25 protein-coding genes are annotated in these 24,638 nt (G+C 55.5%); 9 read left to right on the top strand and 16 right to left on the bottom strand.

The annotated features are described in order from the left end of the window. Positions 1-65: 65 nt before the first annotated feature. Positions 66-1,559 (top strand): dGTPase, encoded by a 1,494-nt coding sequence (gene dgt / locus ATY02_RS02735; RefSeq protein ID WP_082781482.1) that lies wholly within the window; start codon positions 66-68, stop codon positions 1,557-1,559. Beyond that, positions 1,556-2,116 carry a hypothetical protein gene (locus ATY02_RS02730; RefSeq protein WP_141698112.1) on the top strand — a complete coding sequence of 187 codons (561 nt, stop codon included), beginning with the start codon at positions 1,556-1,558 and terminating at the stop codon, positions 2,114-2,116. Before dgt ends, ATY02_RS02730 begins: the two co-directional genes overlap by 4 nt. 34 nt (positions 2,117-2,150) lie before the next feature. Here the strand turns inward: ATY02_RS02730 and acpS are convergent, their stop codons facing one another. Genes acpS through ATY02_RS02695 form a run of 7 tightly spaced genes read right to left on the bottom strand, consistent with a single transcriptional unit; the run spans position 2,151 to position 7,017 of the window. Continuing rightward, complete coding sequence (acpS, locus tag ATY02_RS02725; protein WP_082781481.1) at positions 2,151-2,561, bottom strand: holo-ACP synthase; 411 nt, start codon at positions 2,559-2,561, stop codon at positions 2,151-2,153. A 33-nt stretch (positions 2,562-2,594) separates the two neighbouring features. Further along, positions 2,595-3,482, bottom strand: a complete 888-nt coding sequence (locus ATY02_RS02720; protein WP_061434913.1) for a nucleoside triphosphate pyrophosphohydrolase family protein — start codon at positions 3,480-3,482, stop codon at positions 2,595-2,597. A gap of 9 nt (positions 3,483-3,491) precedes the next feature. Next, complete coding sequence (locus tag ATY02_RS02715; protein ID WP_228022250.1) at positions 3,492-4,625, bottom strand: nucleotide kinase domain-containing protein; 1,134 nt, start codon at positions 4,623-4,625, stop codon at positions 3,492-3,494. Beyond that, positions 4,622-5,464, bottom strand: a complete 843-nt coding sequence (locus ATY02_RS02710; RefSeq protein ID WP_141698111.1) for a thymidylate synthase — start codon at positions 5,462-5,464, stop codon at positions 4,622-4,624. The genes ATY02_RS02715 and ATY02_RS02710 overlap by 4 nt, the downstream gene beginning before the upstream one ends. Further along, positions 5,457-6,344, bottom strand: a complete 888-nt coding sequence (locus ATY02_RS02705) for an ImmA/IrrE family metallo-endopeptidase (protein WP_164823619.1) — start codon at positions 6,342-6,344, stop codon at positions 5,457-5,459. The genes ATY02_RS02710 and ATY02_RS02705 overlap by 8 nt, the downstream gene beginning before the upstream one ends. Next, positions 6,344-6,706, bottom strand: coding sequence for a helix-turn-helix domain-containing protein (locus tag ATY02_RS02700; RefSeq protein WP_061434911.1), 363 nt, complete (start codon positions 6,704-6,706; stop codon positions 6,344-6,346). The genes ATY02_RS02705 and ATY02_RS02700 overlap by 1 nt, the downstream gene beginning before the upstream one ends. Beyond that, complete coding sequence (locus ATY02_RS02695) at positions 6,703-7,017, bottom strand: hypothetical protein (RefSeq protein WP_061434909.1); 315 nt, start codon at positions 7,015-7,017, stop codon at positions 6,703-6,705. The genes ATY02_RS02700 and ATY02_RS02695 overlap by 4 nt, the downstream gene beginning before the upstream one ends. Before the next feature lie 575 nt (positions 7,018-7,592). On the opposite strand from ATY02_RS02695, the gene ATY02_RS02690 reads away from it, so the two are divergent. From ATY02_RS02690 to ATY02_RS02665, 6 genes are all read left to right on the top strand, one after another. Continuing rightward, complete coding sequence (locus ATY02_RS02690; RefSeq protein WP_068580275.1) at positions 7,593-8,576, top strand: AraC family transcriptional regulator; 984 nt, start codon at positions 7,593-7,595, stop codon at positions 8,574-8,576. Positions 8,577-8,712: 136 nt separating this feature from the next. Continuing rightward, on the top strand, positions 8,713-9,045 hold the full coding sequence (locus tag ATY02_RS02685; RefSeq protein WP_068580258.1) for a hypothetical protein: 333 nt from the start codon (positions 8,713-8,715) through the stop codon (positions 9,043-9,045). A gap of 164 nt (positions 9,046-9,209) precedes the next feature. Next, positions 9,210-9,770 (top strand): hypothetical protein, encoded by a 561-nt coding sequence (locus ATY02_RS02680; RefSeq protein ID WP_068580256.1) that lies wholly within the window; start codon positions 9,210-9,212, stop codon positions 9,768-9,770. Next, a complete protein-coding gene (locus ATY02_RS02675; RefSeq protein WP_068580253.1) occupies positions 9,739-10,338 on the top strand; it encodes a hypothetical protein in 600 nt (199 codons plus the stop codon). The genes ATY02_RS02680 and ATY02_RS02675 overlap by 32 nt, the downstream gene beginning before the upstream one ends. Positions 10,339-10,729: 391 nt before the next feature. Continuing rightward, a complete protein-coding gene (locus ATY02_RS02670; RefSeq protein WP_068580251.1) occupies positions 10,730-11,116 on the top strand; it encodes a c-type cytochrome in 387 nt (128 codons plus the stop codon). A gap of 32 nt (positions 11,117-11,148) precedes the next feature. Continuing rightward, entirely contained in the window at positions 11,149-12,279 is a 1,131-nt protein-coding gene (locus tag ATY02_RS02665) for a lysozyme inhibitor LprI family protein (protein WP_068580249.1), read from the top strand. Positions 12,280-12,349: 70 nt separating this feature from the next. Here the strand turns inward: ATY02_RS02665 and ATY02_RS02660 are convergent, their stop codons facing one another. The 5 genes from ATY02_RS02660 to ATY02_RS02640 form a co-directional block, all read right to left on the bottom strand. Beyond that, positions 12,350-13,045, bottom strand: a complete 696-nt coding sequence (locus tag ATY02_RS02660; RefSeq protein WP_068580247.1) for a tetratricopeptide repeat protein — start codon at positions 13,043-13,045, stop codon at positions 12,350-12,352. 5 nt (positions 13,046-13,050) lie between these two features. Then, positions 13,051-13,716 (bottom strand): hypothetical protein, encoded by a 666-nt coding sequence (locus ATY02_RS02655; protein WP_225926552.1) that lies wholly within the window; start codon positions 13,714-13,716, stop codon positions 13,051-13,053. A gap of 156 nt (positions 13,717-13,872) precedes the next feature. Next, the gene (locus tag ATY02_RS02650) at positions 13,873-15,159 is read right to left on the bottom strand and encodes an OprD family porin (RefSeq protein ID WP_068580243.1); all 1,287 of its coding nucleotides are present in this window, start codon (positions 15,157-15,159) and stop codon (positions 13,873-13,875) included. Between the two features lie 238 nt (positions 15,160-15,397). After that, positions 15,398-15,787: a nuclear transport factor 2 family protein gene (locus tag ATY02_RS02645; RefSeq protein WP_068580240.1), complete on the bottom strand. Its 390-nt coding sequence runs from the start codon at positions 15,785-15,787 to the stop codon at positions 15,398-15,400. Between the two features lie 27 nt (positions 15,788-15,814). Further along, complete coding sequence (locus ATY02_RS02640) at positions 15,815-16,510, bottom strand: DsbA family protein (RefSeq protein ID WP_068580238.1); 696 nt, start codon at positions 16,508-16,510, stop codon at positions 15,815-15,817. Positions 16,511-16,794: 284 nt separating this feature from the next. On the opposite strand from ATY02_RS02640, the gene ATY02_RS02635 reads away from it, so the two are divergent. Beyond that, positions 16,795-18,885: a TonB-dependent receptor gene (locus tag ATY02_RS02635; protein ID WP_068580237.1), complete on the top strand. Its 2,091-nt coding sequence runs from the start codon at positions 16,795-16,797 to the stop codon at positions 18,883-18,885. Positions 18,886-18,954: 69 nt separating this feature from the next. Here ATY02_RS02635 and ATY02_RS02630 read toward each other — a convergent pair whose 3' ends face one another. From ATY02_RS02630 to ATY02_RS02615, 4 genes are all read right to left on the bottom strand, one after another. After that, on the bottom strand, positions 18,955-19,155 hold the full coding sequence (locus ATY02_RS02630; RefSeq protein WP_068580235.1) for a hypothetical protein: 201 nt from the start codon (positions 19,153-19,155) through the stop codon (positions 18,955-18,957). Positions 19,156-19,401: 246 nt separating this feature from the next. Continuing rightward, positions 19,402-20,508 carry an agmatine deiminase gene (gene aguA / locus ATY02_RS02625; RefSeq protein ID WP_068580233.1) on the bottom strand — a complete coding sequence of 369 codons (1,107 nt, stop codon included), beginning with the start codon at positions 20,506-20,508 and terminating at the stop codon, positions 19,402-19,404. Between the two features lie 5 nt (positions 20,509-20,513). Beyond that, positions 20,514-21,392 carry an N-carbamoylputrescine amidase gene (gene aguB, locus ATY02_RS02620; protein WP_068580230.1) on the bottom strand — a complete coding sequence of 293 codons (879 nt, stop codon included), beginning with the start codon at positions 21,390-21,392 and terminating at the stop codon, positions 20,514-20,516. 259 nt (positions 21,393-21,651) lie between these two features. Beyond that, the gene (locus ATY02_RS02615) at positions 21,652-24,570 is read right to left on the bottom strand and encodes an aminotransferase (protein ID WP_068580228.1); all 2,919 of its coding nucleotides are present in this window, start codon (positions 24,568-24,570) and stop codon (positions 21,652-21,654) included. Positions 24,571-24,638 lie beyond the last annotated feature (68 nt).

Here is a 24,638-nt window from a genome sequence, read left to right as displayed (position 1 = left end):
GCGTAGCGCCCAAAACCGACTTAGCAGTGGCAAGGCTCGTCAGCGAATATCAGATAAGGATTGTCATGAGCGAATCACGAATATCTCAGTTTTATCTCTCTATGCTTACGGATATTCGCAGACGCGACTCTGCTGGCCCTTCTGGTAGAAATCTCGCGATGCAGGCAGCGAGTGACCGGGGGCGAGTATTATTTTCTGCAGCATTTCGCAGGCTTCAATCCAAAACTCAAGCCTTTCCACAAGAGTGGAACGCATCGGTACGAACGAGACTTACACACTCCCTAGAGGTAGCATCAATTGGACGTTACCTAGCGGAAAAGATTTCAGAGCAGCTATTCGAAAAAGGGATGCTCGGAGAAAAAAATAACATAGAGACCCTTTATAGAACCAACGCCTTCATCTCGTTTGTCGAAGTTTCATGCTTGATGCACGACCTGGGAAACCCACCGTTTGGGCACTTCGGAGAGGCGTCAATCCAAGAGTGGTTTGCTGCTAGAATCGAAAAAAACAAAGAAAAATTCTCTAAATATCATCATTCTGAATTCACCCAACTGTACCAGGACTTTACATATTTTGACGGCAACCCCCAAGGTTTCCGGATGGCAACAAGGTTGCAATGGAACAAAGATGAATTTGGCTACAATCTAACTTACTCACAATTATCTGCAACACTAAAGTACCCATGGACCCCTGAACGTATTGGCGAGGTCCAAAATGGTAAAACTGTGAAAAAATCAGGAGTATTCCATAGTGAGAAAAAAATACTTTCAGAATTACAAAGCAAATTAAGTATAAATACGATGTCCAGGCATCCGTTGTCATACATAATGGAAGCTGCGGATGACATATCATATTGCTTAAGCGACATTGAGGATGCATTAGAAAAGAACATTGTCAGATGCTATGATGTTGTATTTGCGTTACGGACCGGCTTAGGAGAGCTCAATAAAAATAGAATTGCAATGGAAATTCTCAACTCATTGCCACTGGAACACTCCGAAGATCCTGCATGGTTTACCGCCTTCCGAACCACTGTGACAAATGTTTTGGTTGACCGTTCATGCCAGCTATATATAAGACATCATGCTAAAATAGAGGCGGGTGAATATTTCTCACTTCTTGATAAATCAAAAGCTGCTAAAGCACTGCTAGATATCATCAGAAAGTTCTCGAAAGAATATCTATACTCCAGTGCCGTTATCAGGGAAAGAGAGCTTGTCGGCTTTCAAGTAGTTACCGGCATCCTAGATAGATTTGGCCTTTTGCTTGACCTATCCAGCAATGATGCAGAACAGCTTTTAATCAATAAAGTACAACCCAAGGCTACAGGCTCGGCATTAGCTTCAACGCTACAAAGTTTTCTACCTCGCAAGCACATAAAAGTATACGAGCATACATTGCTTGAAATACGGAAAACTAAAAATTCAAAAAAACGATTCGAGCTACTTGAATGGATAGCAAGAGCGCACTTGATTGTGGATTACCTGTCAGGAATGACGGATGATTTTGCAATAGTAACATATCGGCGCTTATACGGTGGCGGAGCAAACAACATATGAGTTCCATCTTGGAGTCGCATCCAATTGAAATGACACCCCTTTGGCTTAATGAACTGAAGGGGGAGTGGACCGCACACGTGTCAATTTATCAGTATTGCCCACAGCAGGTAGACGATGCGCGCATAATAATCCCCATTAGAGCTAAAGATTTAACACCAGCTTGGCTCAATAAACAACTAGAAGCTTTACCTAGCGACTCCGAGCTAGCATTACACTCAGAACTAATAAATAAGAACAAAAAATTACATATACCAATGATCGACTTTTCACAACCAACCAAACCATCCGAAGAGAACTTGAGTTGGATTGAAAAACACTCAAATCTAAAATTTAACATCTATGAAAGTGGTCGTTCATATCACGGATATGGCGAAAAGTTACTCACCCATGACGAGTGGATAAAATTTATGGGGTTATTACTCCTTGCCAGCGCTCCAGGGACTATCTCAATAGTTGATACTCGCTGGATAGGGCACCGCCTAATAGCTGGATATGCCGCACTACGTTGGAGTAAAAATACCCAGCAATATCTGAAATCGCCGACTCGAATAATATAAATCACACATAGCATTAAGATAATTCAAATCCATACTAAGGATTGGCTCCTACAGCTACAACACTAGCCATAGAGATAGTCCTTGTATGAGTACAGCTTACGAGCCATCCCGTGATATTCATTTCAGTCTCTAGCTCCGCTAACCGCCTGAAAAGCCTGACGGCGGGAGCGCCGCTGTCGTGATTATAAACTTCGACATCGACGAATGAGATTCCATTACCCCACCCCACTCCCAGAGCTTTTAATACGGATTCCTTTACAGCAAATTTTCCAGCCAATTTCTCTAAACCAGAAGAGCTTCCAATTATCGAATTCAACTCAACACTTGTAAAATATCGACTAAGAAAAGGTTCGAATTCAACATTTAGCAATACTGAAAAACGATCAATGTCTACAATATCGACACCGTGACCTTTTAGATAACCTGCCGCCATTGGCATCTTCATCGGACACTCCTTTGAATTCGAATTAACAATCAATCACTCATCAGCCTCAACGTAGCTCAGCAACTTACTATCTAGATCCACAACAATCAAGCCTCCGGAGTTAGCCAAAACCTTTCTCCAAACATCAAACCCAGTTAAAATGGCTCTCTGCCACTCTCCCATCGTCCGTTGTTTTACTTCCAACAGAGAAGTAATACCTTTAATAGTGCGAAGTAACTTGTAGTCAATATCACCCACACCTTCAAGCCAATTATGTTCCTTAGCATAATCGAAAACCAACGCAGCAACGGCCTCATCAATAACCTGAGCCCGCCCGCCATCTTGCACTTCATCTACTTTCGAAATACTCTTCCGTTTCCGTCCAAGTAGCTTACGAATCACGGGAGACCATCCAAGAATCGCAACATAACTCAAATGAAAGACATCATGAAATCTATATCCGTCAGCGTCATCAGCATTATCAGTCAAATCATCGCCAATCTTGACCCCATCAATAAAAGTACGAATCTTAGTGCCCCCCTCAGCGGAGACTTCGCGAAGTTCGACTTCAAACTTTCTAGGAAAGCTTTCACCATGTTCATACCCAGAATCAAAATTAGTCAAAAGTGAGCCTGGTGCCCCCCAGCGGCCCAAAGTTTTGTGCAGGTTTTTTTGAGCAATTTCTTCGAGTTTAAGATCAAATTTTTCTGCGACGTTTGCAACATACCAAAGTAAGTCACCCAGTTCCTCAGCTACCCGATCCTTGAATAACAAGTGTGACTTACCATCCCGTAGGTGCTTTTTATATTCACTTAATAACTCACCAGTCTCACCGGCAAGACCGAGAAGCGGTACAATAACATTCGAATCAAGTGCGCTGTTACCTCGCAGAGCTACTTGATCAGTGAATTGCGCTTGTTGCTGATAAGCATTAAGTTCCATAAAACGCTCCTATAGTATCATTTTGGTCTGGCGAAACTCTTCATCTTCAGACAGCTCTTTAATATCGACCCCGTGGCGAGCCACAGCATCTTCAGCAATCTTGTTGTTCAACTTCCATTTTGGAGGGTACCAAGGAAACTCTATGGGGCCTGTTGGAGTAAATTTCTGCTTAATTTTAGTCCTCCCCGATATCCCACTTATATCTGGATGAGCAACTCTAGAATACTTATCCACTTCACAAAAAAGGTTCTGACAATCAATTAACTGCAATCTCCTTCCCCATAAAGAATTGAACTCTAGACCCAATCTTTCAAACTCAAGCTCTTGATTATCAACCATTAGCCGGATCAACTCAGCCTCATTGAGTCCTGCCGTGTATTCAAAACACTTCCGTAATCCGTCTCGGGCGCCGGGGCCAGGTATAACAAAATCCATTTCTGTAAAATCAGTTATTTCGCTGTAGTTGACATCCGTAACAAACTGATAGGCAAGAAAATCCCCAATCGTAGGGTAGCTTTTAAAAAGTTCGAAGGCTGGCTGCATTTTGTGTAAGCTCGCAAGTTTACTTGCCAACTCATCGGACATCATCATTTCCAATAGCTTCAGGTGATTCTGATGTTTCGCCGAATGCCCAAAAGCCGAACTTCCCGGAGGCATAATATATGCGGCCGAATATATGCGCCTCCCAGAAGCCATTGCCTGACTCAAAATACGGTCGTAAGAATTAAAACTATAATCCTCATACGTTATCAAACCAAAGGCATTTTCTAAGAGCTGCCACGTTTCAATTTTGTTAAAAATCTTAAAAAGCATTACCCTGAAAAAAACTTCATTTACAGAACTCGGAAGATCCTTTCTATAGATAACGTTTCTTATTAAATATTGACTTACTCTATCGGATGCACGATACGCATTGGTAAATTTATGAACAGATAAAATGGGGTCTACTGTCCAAGGTTTGGGGCTACTTTCTAGACGTCGAAAGAAAATATTCTGTCTTTCAACTGCGAATTTCCAATATGTATCATATGCCTCTGTTATTTTTATTGGTAGCAGATGAGAAATCACTTTTTTCGACGGTACAGAAATACTAGCTTCTTTTTCCGAACCGAAGTCCAACCGAACATTTTCACCCCTCTTCACGCCACAGCCCCGACTTCAGAAGCTCTCACATCAGACTCTAATAGTTCGCCCTCAATACATTTCTTACATTCCGCTATTAACGGATCTAACGCTTCATTGGTCTTTGTTATTCTCTCGAGCTTAGCCACACCAACAATGACATTTACTCGGCTCAACTTCATGTTCATTTCATTGGCCATAAACGCACCTAGCTGAGCAATCCCCAAATAGTTGCCATACGCCTTGACAAATAACTGCTGCGTTGCATAGAAAGCATTTACAACCAATCCATCTTTAGTAGGCTCAAAGCTGATTTGTTGCATGCATGGAAACTGAAGCTGTGCATCCGCTATATGGTCTCTCTCAGGATCGAATATGCTGGCTTGAAACATCGACCTCCTCACTCCAGCTCTGCCATTATACTGAGAGAGTATCCATTCCAACTGATTGCCGTCATTTGGACCGCGTTTGTAATCTATAAGTCGTTCAAAATACAGACCGCGTCGATTCCCCTTTGCATTCATCGCTCGATACCTGGGGAACACATCTTGATACAACGAGTAAAAATAGGCTCGATTGCCCTGTGCGATTTGCCAAATACGCTGTGGAAAAATAGTATGAGCTACATCAGACACAGATCTGTGATCATTTGCGCTCAACAATTGATCCAGGGCAGCTCTCACGCCAGCATGCTCGTTCGCTTTACCTGTCTCATCGAAACCAGTGAAGCTTAGTACTAAAGGTGCGATCTCATGACCGGTATGCCCAATTACATGCAAGATAGCCTTGGCCCAAGCCTTTGAAAGGCTATCCTCATTTATCAGCAATGGTCCGTCCACAACAGCAATTCGTTTAGTCATCAGATGCATCCTCCAAATGGCGAAACCGAGCTAAGCCAACATATCTTTTGCGAGAGACCCTTACATAAAGCGCCCAAGATGTACCCGGTAGTACTACTCTCGTGATACCAGTTTTCGTTGCTCTGAATAGCCTACCACTCGCAAGCTCCTTCTCTGGCATCAATACGGTGATATCTAATGCGACGCCAGCCGGTAACAAAACGAGTGCGCCCTCTTCCATGTCGAGCGTCGGGGAAAGCCAATGGTGATCCACGATTGTAAGGGGCTCAGATACTACTTCGCCCAGTATTTCTGATCTGATTGCTTTAGGAGTAACTTTTCCCAATTGATCTCGTCGAACCGGGTTTATCAGTTTCAGCGCATAAGCTAAGTGATTGACAAGCGTTGCTTGCCCCACCCCAAAACTACATGCGATGGCAAAAAGCTCCAAAGGACTAGCTTTATTAGGATCTAAGTTTCTTAAATGAAATGCTTCTTTTACCCCCAGTGTCGGCATTAGAACAAATGCTCCGAACGCATCTGCAAGTACTTCTTCTGGTGGACGGCTTGCACTACTCAACTGGCTATCATTAAGTTCGTCTATCGTTGAGCCGTGTCCAAAGATATGGTGCCCAAGCTCATGCGCACATGTAAAAGCTCTGCGAGCCAAAGGCCTCAAGGATGAGAGGTGAATTCTCGGCTTTGGCTCTCGGTCGTACATGCCCTCCATGTTTATGTCATTGAAACGCACTATTACTTTTAATTTTTCACAAAGGTCATATATGCATATTGGACTTTTTAGGTCGATTCCTGCTTTAGTTCTCGCAGTAATTGATGCCTGCATGCCTTTCATTGCCAATGCCTGGACGGTAGACGATTTTTGCCCTGTCTCTGCACTCATCAGGCGTCTCCCGTTTTATCATTTGAATCCCTCATCGAAGCTAAAAGCCTAAGCAATTTATCTAAATCCTCAGATTTAAGTTTGCTCAGTTCTCTTGCCGCGAGCTGCAGGCGAGGATCATCAATGTCTAACTGCTCAGGTGTCTCCCCCATCAGCCACGGAACAGTGACATCATAGGTTTCTGCGAACGCTCCTAACTCTTCTGCAGACACCTTACGATTACCTGCTTCAATCTCAGATACAGTTGGCCTGTGCATATTAAGCAATTTGGCGACTTGCCCTTGCGACAAGCCAGCCATTTTTCTGGCTTCCCGCAATCGATCTGCGATTAGAGCGCGCTTTGACTGCTGTGTATCCATCATTTCAATTTAACCTGCTTAACAGTCTCTCCAGACTGCTCCTCAGCAAGCTTCATCACTACTGCCACAGTTTCATCTATAGTCAGAGCGATACAACTTTTCTCCTGGGCGAAAATATTTACGTCATCGGCAATCGAAATATCAAGCTTCGATGCAAGTATGCCGATAGCGACAGGCCAGATTTTACTGTCAAACTCAGCTAGTGCTTCCGTTGGCTTCGTCGTACCTTCCAGCTTTGGACAATCAAGCCCGCTTGTGGCTTGGATGAGCTGGAGGACCTCTACGAGCTTTTCCCGCACAAAGTCAGCATTCATACAGAATCTCCCTAAAATTCTTACCGCTAGTAAGAAAATCTTACCACCATTTTAAGAATTCACAAGATCCTTCTCTTGTACTTTTTTTTGCTGGATGAAATAGGGTCAGTGACAGGACGCAAAGAAACGTCGCAGAGATTCACCCACCCGTAGTAACAGCGATGTTTTTTGCTCCCTATCAGGGTAGTAATAGAGGTAGACGATGTGATTAAAAAAATAAAAATTAATATTTATCAATAATTTATGTGTTTAATTCGACTCCTGGTGCCGCACCATATAAGACAAAGCCCTCGCAGCGATGCGAGGGCTTTGTCGTTTCCAGGATCAAGAAATCCTGTCCCAATGCCTTGAGCACGGTTTTGATCTCGGTGCCCGAGAGCTTCAGCCCCGCCCCTGCCCCCACGCAAGCCTCTGGCTTCACCTGTGAAGCCGCGCCCTGTCTGAAACCACGCGGATACTGTTGCTGGTTCGCCCCTTGTGGTTGCTGCACGGTCGTCGGTACGGCTGTGTCAAACGTTTTGCGCTAGTGTTTCCCTGCGGACCAGGACGGTCCTTTGACGCAGGTGCAAACGCTCATGGCCCACCCAACGCCCTCCATCAAACTCAGCACTCTTCAGCAACTCGCGCCCTACTTGAGCCTGCACGGGGTATCGCCGCTGGAGTTTTTTCGACGTTACGGTATTTCCCCGCAGGTTTTTCAATACCCGGATGCCTGGGTGCCGCGAGCGACCTGCTTTCATATAGCCAGTGAAATGGCCACGCTCACACAGGACCCCTTCGCAGGGGCAACGGTGGGGCATTTGATCGAGGTACGCTCGCTCGGGGCCTGGGGCGAGTTGATCCTGGGTTCGTCCAATCTCGCTCAGACGTGCGCAGTGGCGGCGATCCATACGAACTTACTGCATCAAGGAAGCGACGTAAGAATCGTCACCGAAGGCCGTACGCTGAAACTGATCCGGCAATCCACCGGACAGCACGGGGCGAATCCGAAGCAGGTCATTCTCGGCACTCTGGCGCTGCTAAGAAAAGTACCGCTCATGTCCGGTGAGCCAAGCGCCGTCCGTGTGCATTTGCAAAACCCGAGGCAACGAGGAAATGAGGCGCTGGAGAAATACCTGGGGCCGAATCTGCACATGAACGCGCAGCACAACATGATCGAATTCGATCGCGAGCTGCTCGACATCTCTCTGCCGCTCGGCCGGGATGACGCCTGGAAAGTCACCGAGGCCTTGAAGTCGACCGCGAAAGCCGCCGGCATGCTTATCGAACGGATCGGGGATCAGGATCGATCCACACTTGCCGCCATAGCAAGAAACCTCGGCTTGTCTTCCCGCACGCTACAGCGTCGCCTCAAATACTGCGGCATTGACTTCGAAGAGCTGCGGGACAAAACCCGTCGCAGCGAAGCGCTACAACTGATTGCCAGCGGCAAGTACAGCGCAACCGAGATTGCCTACATGGTTGGCTACAGTGACCAAGCGCACTTTACCCGAGCCTTCAAACGCTGGACCGGAAGTTCACCATCGCGCTACAGCGCGCTTTTGAAAGATGATCGTTAACCTCTTCGCCTGCCCCTCTCCCACTATCGGGCACCTTGCAATGGCGCACTTCGCGGTACTTGCTGGTTGTGCTTTTGGCATCAAATGGCAAGTTTCCAGAGGGGGGCTCTTATAAAGTCTGAAAGGAAATGCCCACTTGAAAGAGCTAGAGGTCTACATGCCCGATTTATCAACGGCCTGTATCGTCGCCCTGACGCTGGCCACTTTTATCAATGCACACGCTCAGTCATCCGCTGACGCGACGGTGCGGGTAGATGGCGATAACTTTGCTCGTGCCGAGTCCGATCTTTATATGGGGCGGGCTCAGGCGAGCCAGATACAAGTGCGTGATTCCCTGGCTGTTCTGGGTTCGTCCCCTCCCGACTACGACCAGGCCTTTGGCCCTAAAGGCAGGGTCGATCCGATCCGCCACCTGCTCGGTGGTTGCGACGCAAAGGTCGTTAATTGTCTGGTTACGACACCCGGCTGAACTATAGCGCCAGACTCTATCTACCAAACAACGAACTACTGCGCGGCAAAGGAGGTTTCCCAAACCAGAACCCGTCGATTTATAAGTTTGACTATTCGAGCAAAAGTGAGTTTGCCTGATCGATAGGCCACGGCCATCGGTGTTAATAACGAAAGGAGTTCACCATGAAGAAAGTAATGCTTTGTTTCGCCTTGTTATTTAGCTTTACATGCAGTTTTGCTATGGCAGCAGACCGTCCCAGCTATCCCTTTAATGATAAAATCGCCAGTGGCTTGTCGCGCCACCATATTATTCCGTGGGAAGAACTGGTCAAGTTTGGTACCGACAACTTCACCAGCGATGCAGACAGAACGGACTTGATCAATGCCATTATCGGTACCCGTACTGTCAATCTCGGCTCATTCAAGAACAATGTACCGCAGTTGGTCGCCGGACTGCATACGCCGCAAAACCCCGAGGCCGTAGAAGTCTGGCAATCATTACTGGCCTGGACTCAGGGTAATCTGGTCGTGGGAACCAATACTCGCCCAGATGACCCCGGTAGCAAGTTTGATCAGGTTGCCTATAACTGCCTGAAAGTTGTTAACCACGATGCGGCCTATACCGTTATTTTTGCTAACTGGGAAAAGCCGGCAGCGACCCCTGCAAAAAAAAAGGAGTATTTCCTGACCATGGCAGCGCATGACATCGCGGATGCCGCAGGCCAGCCATGCTGGAAACCTTGATCTCATTCATCATGACGCGCAGGAAAAAATCATGGCTAATATTATTACCGTAGGCAGCATTACAACCCCTAACCCTTTTCTTTGGTTGAATCCAGACACATTGGGCCTGCCCGATGTCGTCTACGTCATTCAATCAAATGCTCCCAAAGGTGACTGGGTAGATGTAGGGCAGTTCTGCGCTGTGCTATCCAGCGCTTGGCTCAATGATGCCAAACATCCGGCAAAGTTCGACATTAGCAGTTTTGACGATCCGGGCAAAATCCAGTTGGCTCAGCAAGTGATTGATGCATCCAATAGTTTGGCCTCACAAGTAAAAGCGGCGGAACAGGCGATACACGGAACTTTTAAGTCGGAGGCCCAGATCACTAAAGAATTTTCAGCATACAAAACCGGCACTAAAGTTTGGGCGGGAAATGATAGGCATGTCATTGGGATCTACATCATTAGCGCCACACAAATGCAGGTTTATGATTCGAATCTAGGCACCGCAACCCAAAAGTCGCGCACCGCCTTTGCGCAAGTAGTGGCGGATTATCAATTGAACGCTTTTGTAGTGGCTGCTGCTTAATGTTGACAGGCGATGCGCATAAAATGCGCATCGCCGTTTTTTTTACATTATTTGGTTAGTGTTTTAACAGCCGAGCGTGCTGCATTACAGGCAAGACCAAAACCGCTTTCCAATGCAGGAATGGGTGATGAGCGCATCCCCCTTCTTGCTGCATCACAAAGACAGCCATACCCGCACCGGCTCTATCCCAGCAACCGAGCGCTGCTGCGCTTACCAGATCAAATAACGCGAGTGATCAATAAGGTTAGTATTTCCCAGTGAAACTCTAACGGGCTGTATCCACATAAAACCTAAACATCCAAGAGTTGGGAGTGCCTACAGGGCCAGGCTCCCCCCAGGCATGCGCTTCATGCTCCAATAGCCGCCGATTCCAGTTGCACGCAGGCCCCCCATGAAACCCATCGCAGCATCCATCCTCGCCCTGTTGCTCCACTCCATGCTGTTCAGCGCCCCGGCTGTGGCCGGCGATGCCGAAGTCGGCGCCAAGCTGTTCAAGCGCCTGTGCAGTGGTTGCCACAATATCGGGCCCTCGGTGCGCAGTTCGTTCGGGCCAGAGCTCAACGGCATCATCGACCGCCCGGCCGGCAGCGCCCAGGACTACCAGTATTCGACAGCGATGAAGTCCTCGGGCATCGTCTGGACCCGGGACAAGCTCACCCAGTACCTGCAAGATCCCAAGGGCGTAGTGCCCGGCACCCGGATGATTTTCTGGGGCTTGAGCGACGAAGAGAAAATCGACAACCTGCTGGCCTATCTACAGACCTTTCCTAATCCCTGATCCCGTTTCGCTTCCCCCACAAGGATGTTTCGATGAAGCTTTCCCTGCTGTCCCTGGCGACCGCCGGCCTGGCACTGGCCGTGCTCGCGCCACACGCCAATGCCGCCGGCTTCGACTGTGCCAAGTCCTCGACCTCGGTCGAGAAGGCGGTCTGCAACGCGCCGAAGCTCTCCGCCCAGGACGATGAATTGAATCGTCGCTACAACGGACTCAAGCACCTGCAGGTGTTTCGCCTGCTGCAAGTGAGCTGGCTGCGCGAGGTCCGCGATACCTGCACATCGGACGACTGCCTGGAGGGGGCCTACCGAGCCCAGTTGAAGATGCTCGCGCCGCTGCCAATCCCCCCGGTTCCGAGCAAGAACGAGTTGCTGCCCATGGACCCGACGCGCCAGTACCGTCTGGATGAAGCCGAGCACTGGCAGCGCTTCCCGTTGGCGGCCTTCCCTGCCGTCCCCCCTCGGGGTGACAAGCAGATCGTCGACGCCCAGGTGATCGATGGCGTGTTGCGCGTGGTGCTGTTCACCGGCCTGTACCAGCGGGACCAAGGCGGCTTTGTCGGGACCTTGTATGAATATGCCGATGACCAGCCGGGCCTGTATCCCATCGCCCGGGACATCGCCTTCACCGGCTGGGCCGCCCAGGGCAACAATGACCAGGGCCTGCGCTTCGCCGGGTTCGACAATGGGCTGCTGTACTACCGCCAGCGTATCGGTGGCGACCTGCAGCAAAGCATGACCTACCGCCTGGGTTCACGCAGCGCGCCCGAGGCCAGCCTGAAGTCGTACCAGACGCCCTCCAATACCCTGCGCCATGCCCGGGCGCGGGTGGGCCAGGACCTGAATGTGGATAACTACAGCCTGTCCCTGGACTACGACCAGCAGAGCCACAATACCTACAGCGAGAATGTCACCGCGCACAACGACACCGAGGATGGCTGGAGCATCGTCAACCCGACCTGGAGCGCCACCCGCCCGATCATGTACTTCGATAACGAAGGACCGCGGGCCTGTATCTGGCGAGTCGACACGCAGTACAAGACCCTGTTCAAGATCGTGCCCGAACACGATGCCGTCTCGGCACGCCCGGTGGATATCCATGGCCGCGAGGCGGTGGTGTACCTGGAAGGGGACCAGCTGAAGTTCGCCTTCAAGTACGACGACTGAGGGCAGGCGCCAGGGCAAAAAAAGGCTCGTCAATGACGAGCCTTTTTTCATGGCGCGATCCGCATCCACCTCAAGGCAGGCTGATCTTGTACTCGGCCAGCTTGGCCTGGTGCTGGGGTTCGACGTATTGCTGGTCCACCAGCTTGGCGAACGAGCTGAAGTCGCCGCGGGCATCGTCGGCCAGACCCAGTTTTTCGTAGGCAAGGCCCCGGTGATAGAACGCCCAGGCATAGTCAGGCTGACGTTGCAGGCCAGCGCTGTAGGCCTCGGCGGCCTCGCGGTATTGCCCCAGGTCGTAGAGCGCCTGGCCCAGGTGGTAATAGGTCGGCATGTTGAAGCCGGCGCCCTTGCCGGCTTCGCCCAGGTTGGCATCGAGGTTGGACTGCACCAGTTCCAGGGCCTTTTGCGGATTGCCGGCCTCACGATACAGGCGGCTCAGGTCCAGCACCGCACGGGCATTGGGCGTGCCGTCCAGCTCGATGGACTTTTCCTTGGCCGCGATGGCTTGCGGGTAGCGCTTGAAATTGGCGTAGGCATCGGACTTGAGCCAGTAGACCAGGCTCTGCATGGGCTTGGACAACTGGTTCTTCTCAAGGCACAGGTCGGCCTCTTGCAGCACCACGTCGAACTTCTCGGCCTTGGCGGCCTGGCCCACCAGGCGGCAGTGAGCGTAGTTGATCTGATCCTGGCTCTGCAGGCCGGCACACCCGGCGAGGAGCAGGGAACCCAGGAGCAGGAGCGCTCCACGAACCATCGATGTAGGCATGTTGTTCAATCCAGCAGGTGAGCGTTGAGGTCGGGACGATAAACCTGCAGCAGCGGTGCGGTGACCGTGCCCTGCAGGCTGCAGAAGAGGGTGGTACGACCGGCGATAGGCCCGCGCTCGATACCCTTGTCGATGCTCAGGACACGCTCGACGAAACCGAACGGCGTAGCCACGCCGCCCCCGGCCAGGCCCTGGGTCCGCCATTGCAGGATCGGGTCGCCGATCCGCCTGATGTCCACACGGCTGAGCGCACTGCGATCGTCCTTCAGGCGGGCGTTGTCCACCAGCAGCGGCTTGAGGCTCGCCACCACCTCGCGGGGTTCGCCTTCGGCGACAAAGCCCCAGAACAGGAGGTTGCCCGCCGACTTCAGCGACATGGCTTCGTTGTAGTAGCCCACCAGGCGCACACCGTTGACCACCAGAGGCTGTTCGAACGCCTGGTAGCGACCACCTTCCTGCAACGGATTCAGGATACGGGGCGCCTTGACCGTGCCGTACTGGGCAAGGTCCAGGGTGCCAGCCGGCAACCGCGCGGTGTTCAGGCTCTGGAAGAACTGCGCATCGCAGCGGGAAAAATCGCTGAGCAATTGCTCGGGCGAGATCGCTTGCTGGCCCTGGGCGATGCTGGCGACACCCAGCAGGCACAGGCCGGGCAACAGGGAACGGAACATCGAGATCATCCGTGACGAAAAAGGGGACGGACTGTAGCAAGATTGATATCACCCAGCTACACAGCAGCGGGCAACTGCCCGGCATGAAAAAGCCCCGAACCAGTCGGGGCTTTTTTGCATTGCGCCACCTGCAACCAGGTGGTGATCAGGCGTTCATCAGAACACGTTGATCGGGTAGTCGACGAATACGCGCAGTTCGTTGCCGCCCACGTTGTAGTCGGAAGACTTCTGCGATACGCGCAGGACCGAACTGCGAACCTTCACGCTCAGGTCCTTGGCCGGGCCGCTCTGCACTACGTACTTGAACTGGTTGAAGATTTCCCGCTCGCTGCCACCGGAGGACGTTGCGGTGGTGATGTTGTCGCCACGCACATAGGCCACGTTGTAGGTCAGGCCCGGTACGCCGAAGGCGCCGAAGTCCAGACCGTAGCCCAGCTGCCAGCTGCGTTCGTCTTCGGCGTTGAAGTCGGACCAGTAGGAGTTGGCCAGGTAGATGGTGTTGCCGCCATCGCCCACGCGACCTTGATCACGCTGGTAGCCGCCATAGGCATAACCCAGGTGGCTGTCGCCCGTGCTGCGCTGGTGCGCCAGGGTGAAGGAGTGCGGGCCAGTGGCATAGGTGGCCGCCAGGCTCCAGATCTTGTTGTCCTGGCCGCCAGCCTTGGCCTTGGTCGCATAGGACTTGTCCAGCTTGGTCTGATAGCCGTTGAAGTCCAGGGTCAGGGACTGATCGGTGGCCAGCGGGAACACATAGTTCAGGTTCACGTACTGCTTCTTCAGCACGTCTTCGACGTCGGAAGCGTAGAACGCGCCCTTGAACTGTTCGGTGAACTGGTAGCTACCACCCAACACGTTGATCGACTTCAGGCCACCGCTGTCACGACCTTCGTCGCTCTTGCGCGATTCGGCGGTGAAACGACCGGCGTTCAGCTCCAGGCCCTTGATCTCCTTGGAGGTGATCAGGGTACCGGTGTAGCTTTCCGGCAGCAGGCGCGCGTTGTCGTAGTTCAGTACCGGCAGGGCCGGCATCTGGTCGCCGTAGGTCAGCACGGTGTTGGAAATGCGGAACTTGACGGCAGCGCCGGCCTTGGCCAGGTCGTTGGCGGCCTTGCCGCTGTTGTCTTGTTTGAAAAAGTCGATGCCGCCGGCACCGCTGCGGCCCTTGCCGCCATCCAGGCGCAGTGCGTACAGGCCGAAGGCGTCAACGCCCACGCCCACGGTGCCCTGGGTGAAACCGGAGGAGAAGGTACCGATGAAGCCTTGGCCCCACTCAGCCTTGTCCTTGTTACCGTCTTTGTAGTCACGGTTGATGTAAGCATTGCGCAGCAGCACTTTCAGGCTGCTGTCTTCGACGAAGCCCTTGGCGTCGGCCTGGCCGTCGGCCATGGCTTGTGTAGCGCTCAAAATCCCCAGTGCAATCAAGCAGATCCGCTGTTTAAACATTTTATTTTCCTTATTACGGTTTGATGACGCGCTGTGAGCTTGTGCGGCTATGGCGTTTGAACGCTCTTCTACCGTCGAAACAAAAAGCCCGCCCACATGGGATGGTGGCGGGCCTTTTATCACTCTGAAATATGGCTCTTAGCCACAGGCGTTAAGACAAATCCTATCCGTGGCCTTAACAACGTGTCAATTTCGTGAATCGTCTTAAAATAGCTGAAAATATTCTAAGAACTGCGGACTAGAGCATTGCCAGCTGCACGCTGTGACTATCAACGAACTGTTCGAAATGCGTGACCTTGCCATTCTTGAGTGTCCACAAGTGAGCCACTCGTACATCGATGGGTTTGCCAGAGGCCTTATAGATGCCCTGGTAATTGCCATAGGCGACCACTTTGTCACCCTCGGCCACGTAGCTGTCGACCTTGAACGTGAAGTCCTGCCACTCCGAGCCCAGGCGCTTGAAGACATGCTCCAGCACTTCGTCGAAGCCGACATAGGTGCCGGCATAGGGAAAGCCCGCCGCTTCGGTCCAGCGTGCATCGGGAGCCAGGGCCGCCGCGGTGTTACGCGCGTTTTCCTGGGAGTTGGCGCCTTCGTAGGTGCTTTTGATCAACGCAAGGTTATCCATGGGTGACTCCACTGGGTTCAGGTGAGATCAGGGCGTGCAACCGTCCAGGCCACAGCTTGGGGCAACGCCATCATGAGGGCCGCTACCGGCGCCCAGGGAGGTCTTCAGCCACTGGGCGAAGGCCTCGGGTTTACCCAGCCAGGGGCTGAGGTCAAGCAACTGGAAGTGCCCGTCGCGCTCCAATGCCAGGGTCGGGAAGCCTTGCCCGCCAACCTGGGCCAGCAGTGCACGGCTGGCTTTTATATGCTCGTCAAGCTCCTGCGCCACGACCCGGTCGAGGCCTTCGGCGAATGCCTGCGGGGCAAAGCCCAGTTCTTGTGCCAGTTCCAACAGCACCTCGCGGTCGGCGATTCGTCGCCCTTCAAGATAGTGCGCGGTCTGCAAGCGTCCCAGCAGCTCCAGGCCCCGGCCAGCCAAGGCTTGGGCCGTCAGCACGGCAGCGATGGGCGGCGCCGAGTCGAACACCGCCGAGTGGTCGCGCAGCAACCCCTCGAAATAGGCCTGGCCGAACGGCTGTCCGGTGTACTCGGCAATACGCCGATCGTGAGGCATGACGTAGTCACGCAATTGTGGCGATACCAGCTGGCGGTTGCGGCCGGTCATCATGCCGCCGGCATGGGCCACCACCGGTACCACTGCCTGGGCAGCCTGCACCAGCGGTTTGGCGCCATAGCACCAGCCGCACAGCGGATCGTAGATGTAATGAAGAGTGGCCGAGGACATACGAGGCTCCAGCAGGATCTTGGGAATTCGACAGGGCCCAGACTATGCCCCGCGGACCAACGGAAAAACCTCGAAATGGCTTTTAGTCTGTTGCCGTAACCGGTCGAATCTTTCCATTTGAGTAGCGCCAGCGGACGAATCATTGGCTGGAATTGAATTGATAACGCTTTGAAATAATTTGAAACAATAGACCCGATCGTGTTTTAGCAAATAATTAACATACGTAAATATCAAGCATTACCATTCGCACCCTTCGAATTTCCTCCTCTCGGATGCGCTTCATAATGCCTGCCCATTTCCGCCTCACCCCCCTGTCCCTGGGACTCTGCACCCTGCTGGCCAGCGGTTTCGCCTGCGCCGCCGGCACCACCCTCCCCACCACCTCCATTCGTGCCGAAGCAGGGAGCAGCCCCGACGACCCCCGGGTCAGGGAAGTGAGCACCGCGACCCGCACCTCGACGCCTGCGCGCTACGTGCCCCAGGCCATCGATACGGTGAAGACCAGCAACCTGCGCGATTACGGTACCAACGACCTGGGCAGCGCCCTGGGCGGTATTCCCAACGTCAGCAGTAGCGCCGACACACGCTTTGACAGCATCCGGATTCGTGGCTTCGACGCCAGCAACGACTTCTACCTGGATGGCATCCGCGACGACAGCCAGTATGTGCGCGACCTGCACAACATCGAGCGGATCGAGGTCCTCAAGGGCCCGGCAGCGGTGCTCTATGGCCGTGGCAGCCAGGGTGGCATCGTCAACCGGGTGAGCAAACTGCCCGAAGCCGGGCGCCGTTCCAGCGTCGAGGTCCAGGGTGGCAGCCAGGACCTGCGTAGCCTGTACGCCGACCTCAGCGCCGACCCGACGGACAACATCAGCTTGCGCCTGAACCTGGGCAACGAGGACAGGAACAGCTTCCGCGATGGTATCGACGGCAATCATCGCCAACTGTTCGCCCCCTCCATGAGCTGGCAACTGAGCCCGGACCTGAACTGGCTGGTGCAATACGAGTACAGCCGCTACGACCGCACTCCCGACCGTGGTATCCCGGGTAACCCGCTGACCGGACGCCCGGCCGATGTCAGCCGCAAGACCACGTATGGCGACACCCAGCGCGACTACATCAACGACCGCGCCCAATCGCTGCGCTCGCGCCTGAGCTATGACCTCAACGACCAGTGGCAACTGCGTCACAGCTTCAGCCTGTTCAAGCTGGAGAGCGATTTCGACAACACCTACCTCACAGGCTACAAACCGGCGACAGGCCTGGTAGACCGTCAGCGCTGGCAGCAGGACCTGAGTACCCGCAACCTGTACAACACCGTCGAGCTCGAAGGCCATGTGCAAACCTACGGCATCGAGCACACATTGCTGGCGGGCCTGGAAGTAGGCGAGCAACGCCGCCACTCGCTGCTCAATCAAGGCGTCGGCGTGCCCGGCGCTCCCCTGAGCGGCGCCACCGCACGCCAGCAGCACAACGGTGCGATGAAGGTATTCAGCAACAACCTGACCAACGTCGACAGTGCCGGCCTATACCTGCAGGACCAGATCCGCCTGAACGACGAGTGGCAGTTGCTGGCCGGCGTACGCTTCGACCGCTTCGAAGTGGAAACCACCAGCAAGCTTTCGGGCCTGCAGGAAAAGCAGGACAGCACCAGCACCAGCCCACGTGTGGGGCTGGTCTACACGCCGTGGAAAGATCACTCGTTCTACGCCTCCTGGAGCAAGTCCTTCGCCCCGGTTGGCGGCGGTCTTATCGGCATCTCTCCGGGAGCCAAGGGCAATACCAACCAGACCGCTCCCGAGCTGACCCGACAGAAGGAAATCGGGGTCAAGAGCGAGTGGCTCGACGAGCGCTTGAGCACCACCCTCGCGCTGTACGAAATCGAACTGTACAACCGCCGTACAGAAGACCCGCTGAACAAGGGAACCTACCTGCTGACGGGGCTGCAGCGTTCACGCGGCCTCGAACTGACCGCCACCGGCAATGTGGTCGGCAATTGGTATGTACGAGGAGGCATCGGCCTGCAGGACGCCACCATCGTCAAGGACGACAACGGCAACGAGGGCAAGCGCATCAACGATGTGGCCAAGCGTAACGCCAGCCTGTTCGTGACCTGGAAACCCGAGCTGGGCTGGTATGCCGAAACCGGCCTGACCCTGGTGGGCGATCGTTTCGCCGACAACGCCAATACCGTGGCGCTACCCGGCTACGGCCGCTGGGACGCCCTGGCCGGCTACCGCCACAAGGACTGGGATGTGCGCGCGGCGCTGAACAACATCGCCAACCGCGACTACTACAGCTCCGCCACCAGCGCCTACCAGATCCAGCCGGGCGACCCCCGCAGCCTGGTGGTCAGCGGGACCTACAGCTTCTGATCCGTGCGGATCACAGGCGAAAAAAAAGCGCTGCCATCCTGGCAGCGCTTTTTACAATCCATTGTCGTTCTATCCTTTCACCACATCCCAAAGTGCTTGCAGCTCCGCCTCGCTGAGCAATCCAGCGGGGTAACGCTCGATGATGATCCGGCGCGGATCAGGTTCCCTCATCTGACGCGTGCCATTGGATTTCAACCATTGCACCAGAACCTGCAGTGACTCATTACTCATTGCCAAGGGATGCGATGCCCGCTCGCTGACCATGTTCATTCCAGCGCTCTCTCCCGGTATCTGAGCGGCCTAACTTATCCAAGGTTTATGACAGAACATCAGAGTTCCACATGTCTCAGAATCACCACAGGTCCGATACAAGAGCTGTGCCAATGTGCCCGGCATACGGGCATGCGGCCATGAAAAAGCCCGCAACCCATCTGGGCTGCGGGCGCTCTGAAGAATCTCAGGATGGGCCGGGTTTGTTGACCGTCACGCAGTCGACAACTTCTGTTACAACGGCACTCAAATCCGGTGGGGGGCGGGCTGCTGTTGGGTAAGGCAGTGGATGTTGCCACCGCCCAGTAACAGTTCGCGCCCAGGTACCATCACCACTTCGTGCTCAGGGAACAATTGCTGCAGGATCGCCTTGGCGGGTGCGTCCATCGGATCATCGAAACTCGGGGCGATGATCCCGCCATTGACGATCAGGAAGTTCACGTAGGAGCCGGCCAGGCGCACCGATGGGTTGCGCTCCTGGCTGCCTTCTACCGCATCGACTCCGGCGCACTCTTCCTCGGTGGCATACAGCGGCCCGGGGATCGGCATCTTGTGCACCTTGAACGCGCGGCCCTTGGCGTCGCGGGTGTTTTCCAGCACCTGCATGGCGGCCTGGCAACGAGGGTAGTTCGGGTCCTGCGGGTCGTCGGTCCAGGCCAGCAGCACTTCGCCCGGACGCACGTAGCAGCAGAAGTTATCCACATGGCCGTCGGTTTCGTCGTTGTACAGGCCGTCCGGCAGCCAGACGATCTGTTCCACCGCCAGGTGATCACGCAGCACCGCCTCGATCTGCTCGCGAGACAGGTGCGGATTGCGGTTGTGGTTGAGCAGGCATTCCTCGGTGGTGATCAGGGTGCCTTCGCCATCGACGTGGATCGAACCGCCCTCGAGCACGAAGCCCTCGGTGCGGTATTCCTGGCAACGCTCGATCTCCAGCACCTTGCTGGCCACCTGCTCGTCGCGATTCCACGGCGCGTACAGGCCGCCCTCGAAGCCGCCCCAGGAGTTGAAGCCCCAGTGCACGCCACGTACTTCGCCGGTGTCGTTGATGACGAAGGTCGGGCCGGTGTCGCGGACCCAGGCGTCATCGCTGGACATCTCCACCACGCGGATATTGGGTACGTCCAGGCGCGCCCGGGCGTTTTCATACTGGGCCGCGGACACCGCCACGGTCACCGGTTCGAAGCGGGCAATGGCCTTGGCCACTGCGGCATGGGCCGCCTGGGCTGGCTTGCCGCCCAGGCGCCAGTTATCCGGACGCTCGGGCCAGATCATCCAGGCCTGGGTCTGGGTGGCCCATTCGGCCGGCATGTAGAAACCGTCGGCGCGCGGCGTGCTGTGCAAAGTACTCATAGTGTTCAGGACTCCAGGGAACCGTCGAGGGTTTTCAGGGCGCCATAGAGGGTCGGACGGCGGTCACGGAAACTGCCCCAGGCGCTGCGGATGTGCTCGAGCTCGTCGAGGTCGAAACTGTGCACAAGGATACCTTCTTCGGTCTGGTTGAGCTCCTGGACCTTCTCGCCGAACGGGTTGGCGATAAAGGACGAACCGTAGAAGGTGATGTCGTAGCCGTCCTGCTCCTCGTTGCCGATGCGATTGCTGGCCACCAGCGGCATCAGGTTGGCGCCGGCATGGCCCTGTTGCACCCGCTGCCAATGGTCGCGCGAAGAAATGCTCGAATCGTGGGGCTCGCTGCCGATGGCGGTGGGGTAGAACAGGATTTCTGCCCCCTGCAGGGCCATGCTGCGCGCGCACTCGGGGAACCACTGGTCCCAGCAGATGCCCACGCCAATCTTGGCGTAGCGGGTGTTCCACACCTTGAAGCCGGTATCCCCCGGATTGAAGTAGTACTTCTCGTGGTAACCGGGGCCGTCCGGGATATGGCTTTTACGATAAATCCCGAGGTTGCTGCCATCGGCATCGATGATCGCGATGCTGTTGAAGCGCGCCCGGCCAGCCAGTTCGAAGAAGCTGATGGGCAGCACCACTTGCAGCTCCCGGGCAAGCTTCTGGAAGTGCGCGATGGCCGCATTGGCCTCGGTCGGCGTGGCCAGTTGCAGGTAGTCCGGATTGGGCTTCTGGCAGAAGTACGGAGTCTCGAACAGCTCCTGGATCAGGATGATCTGCGCGCCCTTGGCGGCGGCTTCGCGCACCAGCTTTTCAGCGGTGTCGAGGTTGGCCTCAAGGTCCCAGGAACAGGCCATCTGGGTAGCGGCGACGGTAACGGTACGGCTCATGGATCAACTCCTGGGCGAATGGACGCAGTCGAAGACAACGGATGAAAGCGTGCGGGCACGGCAATTTTCTGCCCGACGACGGTCACTTTATATCCGATAAAAATCGACTTTAGAAGCTAATAAAATCCATAGAATCAAAAAATATCGAAATAACTTCGATAATAATCGATTTAATCCATTTCAATACCTAGGTTCTTCCCATGGGCCGGCACCCGCCCAGCAACCTGGACATGCGGCGCCGGCCCATGAGGGTCCAGGCCTAGAGTTCTTCGCCCAACACCTTGGACAGCATGTCGACGAAGAAATCGACACTCTGCCGGGTGGTGACCATCGGTGGCTTGATCTTGAGAATATTCAGGTAGTCGCCGGTGGGCTGCATGAAGATGCCCAGCTCGCGCAGGCGCTCGCACAGCAGGGCGGTTTCCTCGGTAGCCGGTTCCAGGGTCTGGTGATCGCGAATCAGCTCCAGGCCCAGGTAGAAACCCGAACCATGCACCGCCCCCACCAGCGGATGCAGGGCCTTGAGTGCCTCCAGGCGCTGCCGGAAGTGCCATCCCACGACCCGGGCGTTGTCCCAGAGCCCCTCTTCACGCATGACATCCAATACCGCGATGCCAATGCGGCAACTGACCGGGCTGCCGCCGGACGAGGAGAAGAAATACCCTTCGGCCTCCAGCGCCTCGGCGATCTCGCGCCGGGTGATCACTGCCCCCAGGGGCTGGCCGTTGCCCATGCCCTTGGCCATGGTGATGATGTCCGGGACCACGCCCTGCTCCTGGAACCCCCAGAAGAATTCGCCCATGCGGCCATACCCCACCTGGACCTCGTCGGCGATGCACACCCCACCCCGCTCCCGGACCCGCTGGTAGACCTCACCCAAGTAGCCCTTGGGCAACGAGATCCCACCGGCGTTGCCATACACAGGCTCGCAGATGAAACCGGCCAACTGGCGCCCTGTTTCGTCGAGCTTGGCCAGTTGCTGGTCGACGCTGCGCAAGTACTGCGCGGTGGTGTCCGGGCCCCGGAACTCGCCACGATAAGTGTTGGGGGCGGTTACCGGGTGGACCCAGTCCGGGCGGCTGGTGAGGGCCTGGGGGTTATCGGCGATCGAGGTGGAAACCGCATCGGCAGCCACCGACCAACCGTGGTAGGCCTCCAGCACGCTGAGCATGTCGCGTCCACCGCTGTAGGCCCAGGCCAGGCGGATCGCCAGGTCGTTGGCCTCGGTGCCACTGTTGACCAGGAACACCCGGTCCATGGAGTCCGGCGCCAGCGCCAGCAATTGCTCGGAGAACTCGGCGATGGCCGCATAGTGAAAGCGCGAGTTGGTGTTGAGCAGCGACCACTGGCGCGCAGCTTCGGCGGCCATCCGCGGGTGGCCATGGCCGAGTACCGCGACATTGTTGAGCATGTCCAGGTAGGAGCGCCCCTGCATGTCGATCAGGTGGTTGCGCCAGCCCCGCTCGATCCGTGGTGGATCGACGTAATAGTGCTTCTGGGTGCGGGCGAAACTGGCATCGCGCCGGGCCAGCAGGGCCTGGGCATCCACCTCCGGCTCAGCATCGCAGGCCAGCCCCAGCAGTGCCGCCGGCGAGGGGCACAGGGCCTGCCAGGCCATAGCCCGGGTCGGGGTGCAGAACAGCGGTGGATCGAGCTCGGCGCCACGGCACAACTGCACCTTGAGCCGACCGTCGGCCGCCACGGCCCCCAATACCTGGCCCTTGACCAAGGCGGCTCCTGGTTGCAGCGCCGCCTCGACACCCCACAGGCGCAAGCTCAGCCCTGGCCCATCAAGGCGCAGCAGGCCGCCAGCGGCCGTGTGCAGGACACCGGCGAACGGGGCTTCCACCGTGGTACCCGAAGGCACTTGCAATTGGACATGCACAGGACAGGTTTGCGGCTCCAGCGCGCTGTCGGGACGGGTCTGCGACAGGCGGTATTGGCCATAGCGACTGGCGGCCAGGCCATGGGCGGCCCCCGCTTCGGCCAGCAGGCGATCGTCGATTCCCGGTTGTTCCCAGTTACCGGCCTCGAAATGCGGGCTCAACACCCCCAGGTCGATCAGGGCGAACTCACGCCCTACCAGGCTGGGCAACAGCGGAGCAAAGCCCTCGCTGGCGATGGCCGGCAGCGACTGGCCGACAGCCCCCAGAATCGCCGCCTCCATCAGTTCGAAAGGCACGGAAGAAGCGACCCGGAAGATTTCCCACTCGTGATTCAGGTTGGCGCGGCTGTATTCGTTGCCCGGATCGATACCGACCTGCTGCTCACCGCTGAGTACCAGCACCGCGGCCCGGGCAACGATCAGAGGCCACAGCGCCAGCAACTCCGAGCGCTGCAGCGGATTGACCTGGTGGTAGGCCTGGATTGCCGGCAGGATGCGCAACGGATCGCCCTCGGCGTGATGCAACAGCGACGCGCAAGTCACCGACAGGTCGGTGATGCGCCAGGTGCGGACCAGATCGCCGAAATCGATCACCCCCTGCAATTGCCAATGCCGTGCCGCGTCTCGGCGCCAGACGACGTTGTCGTCGGTGATGTCCATATGGATCGCCTGTACCGGCAACTGGTCGACCAACGGTCGCAGGTGACGCTCGGCGCGCTGTGCTGCCGCCGCGATCAAGGCGCGTTGCCGGGGATCCTCGATCACTGGCAGCAAGTGCTCGATCAATGCCTGGGCATGCCGGGCATCCCACTGCAGGGTGCGCTCGAGCCCGGGATGCTGGAAGTCCGCCAGGGCCAGGTCCATCTGCCCGCAGAGCCGCCCCAGGCCCGCGACCAGCTCGATGCCCAGGTGTGGCAGATGGGTCAGGGAGCGGCCTTCTATATAGTCGAGCACGCGTACATGCAGGGTCTGTCCGGCAAGCTCCAGGGTCAGCAGGTCCGCACCGTTCTTGGCCGGAACGACCCGAGGCACCCGCAATTCGGGATGCTGTCGCAAATGCCCGAGGCCTTCATGCTGCGCCTGCAACTCCAGGGTGGAGTAGTCGCCACGGCAGATCTTCAGCACAAAGCGGCCTTGCGGGCTGTCGAGGCGGTAATTGAGATCCTGCTGGCTGCCCAGCGACTGCAAGGAGCCCTGCAGGCCGTAGTGGGCCTGCAACAGCTCCAGCGCTTGCTGCTCGGTGACCTGTGGACTGGGCAGGCTGGCACGGTGGATCAAGGTGGCGAGCAACATACAACGACCCCGGTAATTGTTATTGGTCGCTTATATCGCCATTGGCCAGGGCGATACGCAAGTGCTCG

It is taken from the genome of Pseudomonas sp. BIOMIG1BAC (genome assembly GCF_001705995.2).
Classification (GTDB): domain Bacteria; phylum Pseudomonadota; class Gammaproteobacteria; order Pseudomonadales; family Pseudomonadaceae; genus Aquipseudomonas; species Aquipseudomonas sessilinigenes.
The sequence above is the reverse complement of the archived record's forward strand: the minus strand, read 5'-3'. Positions and strand labels throughout refer to the sequence as shown.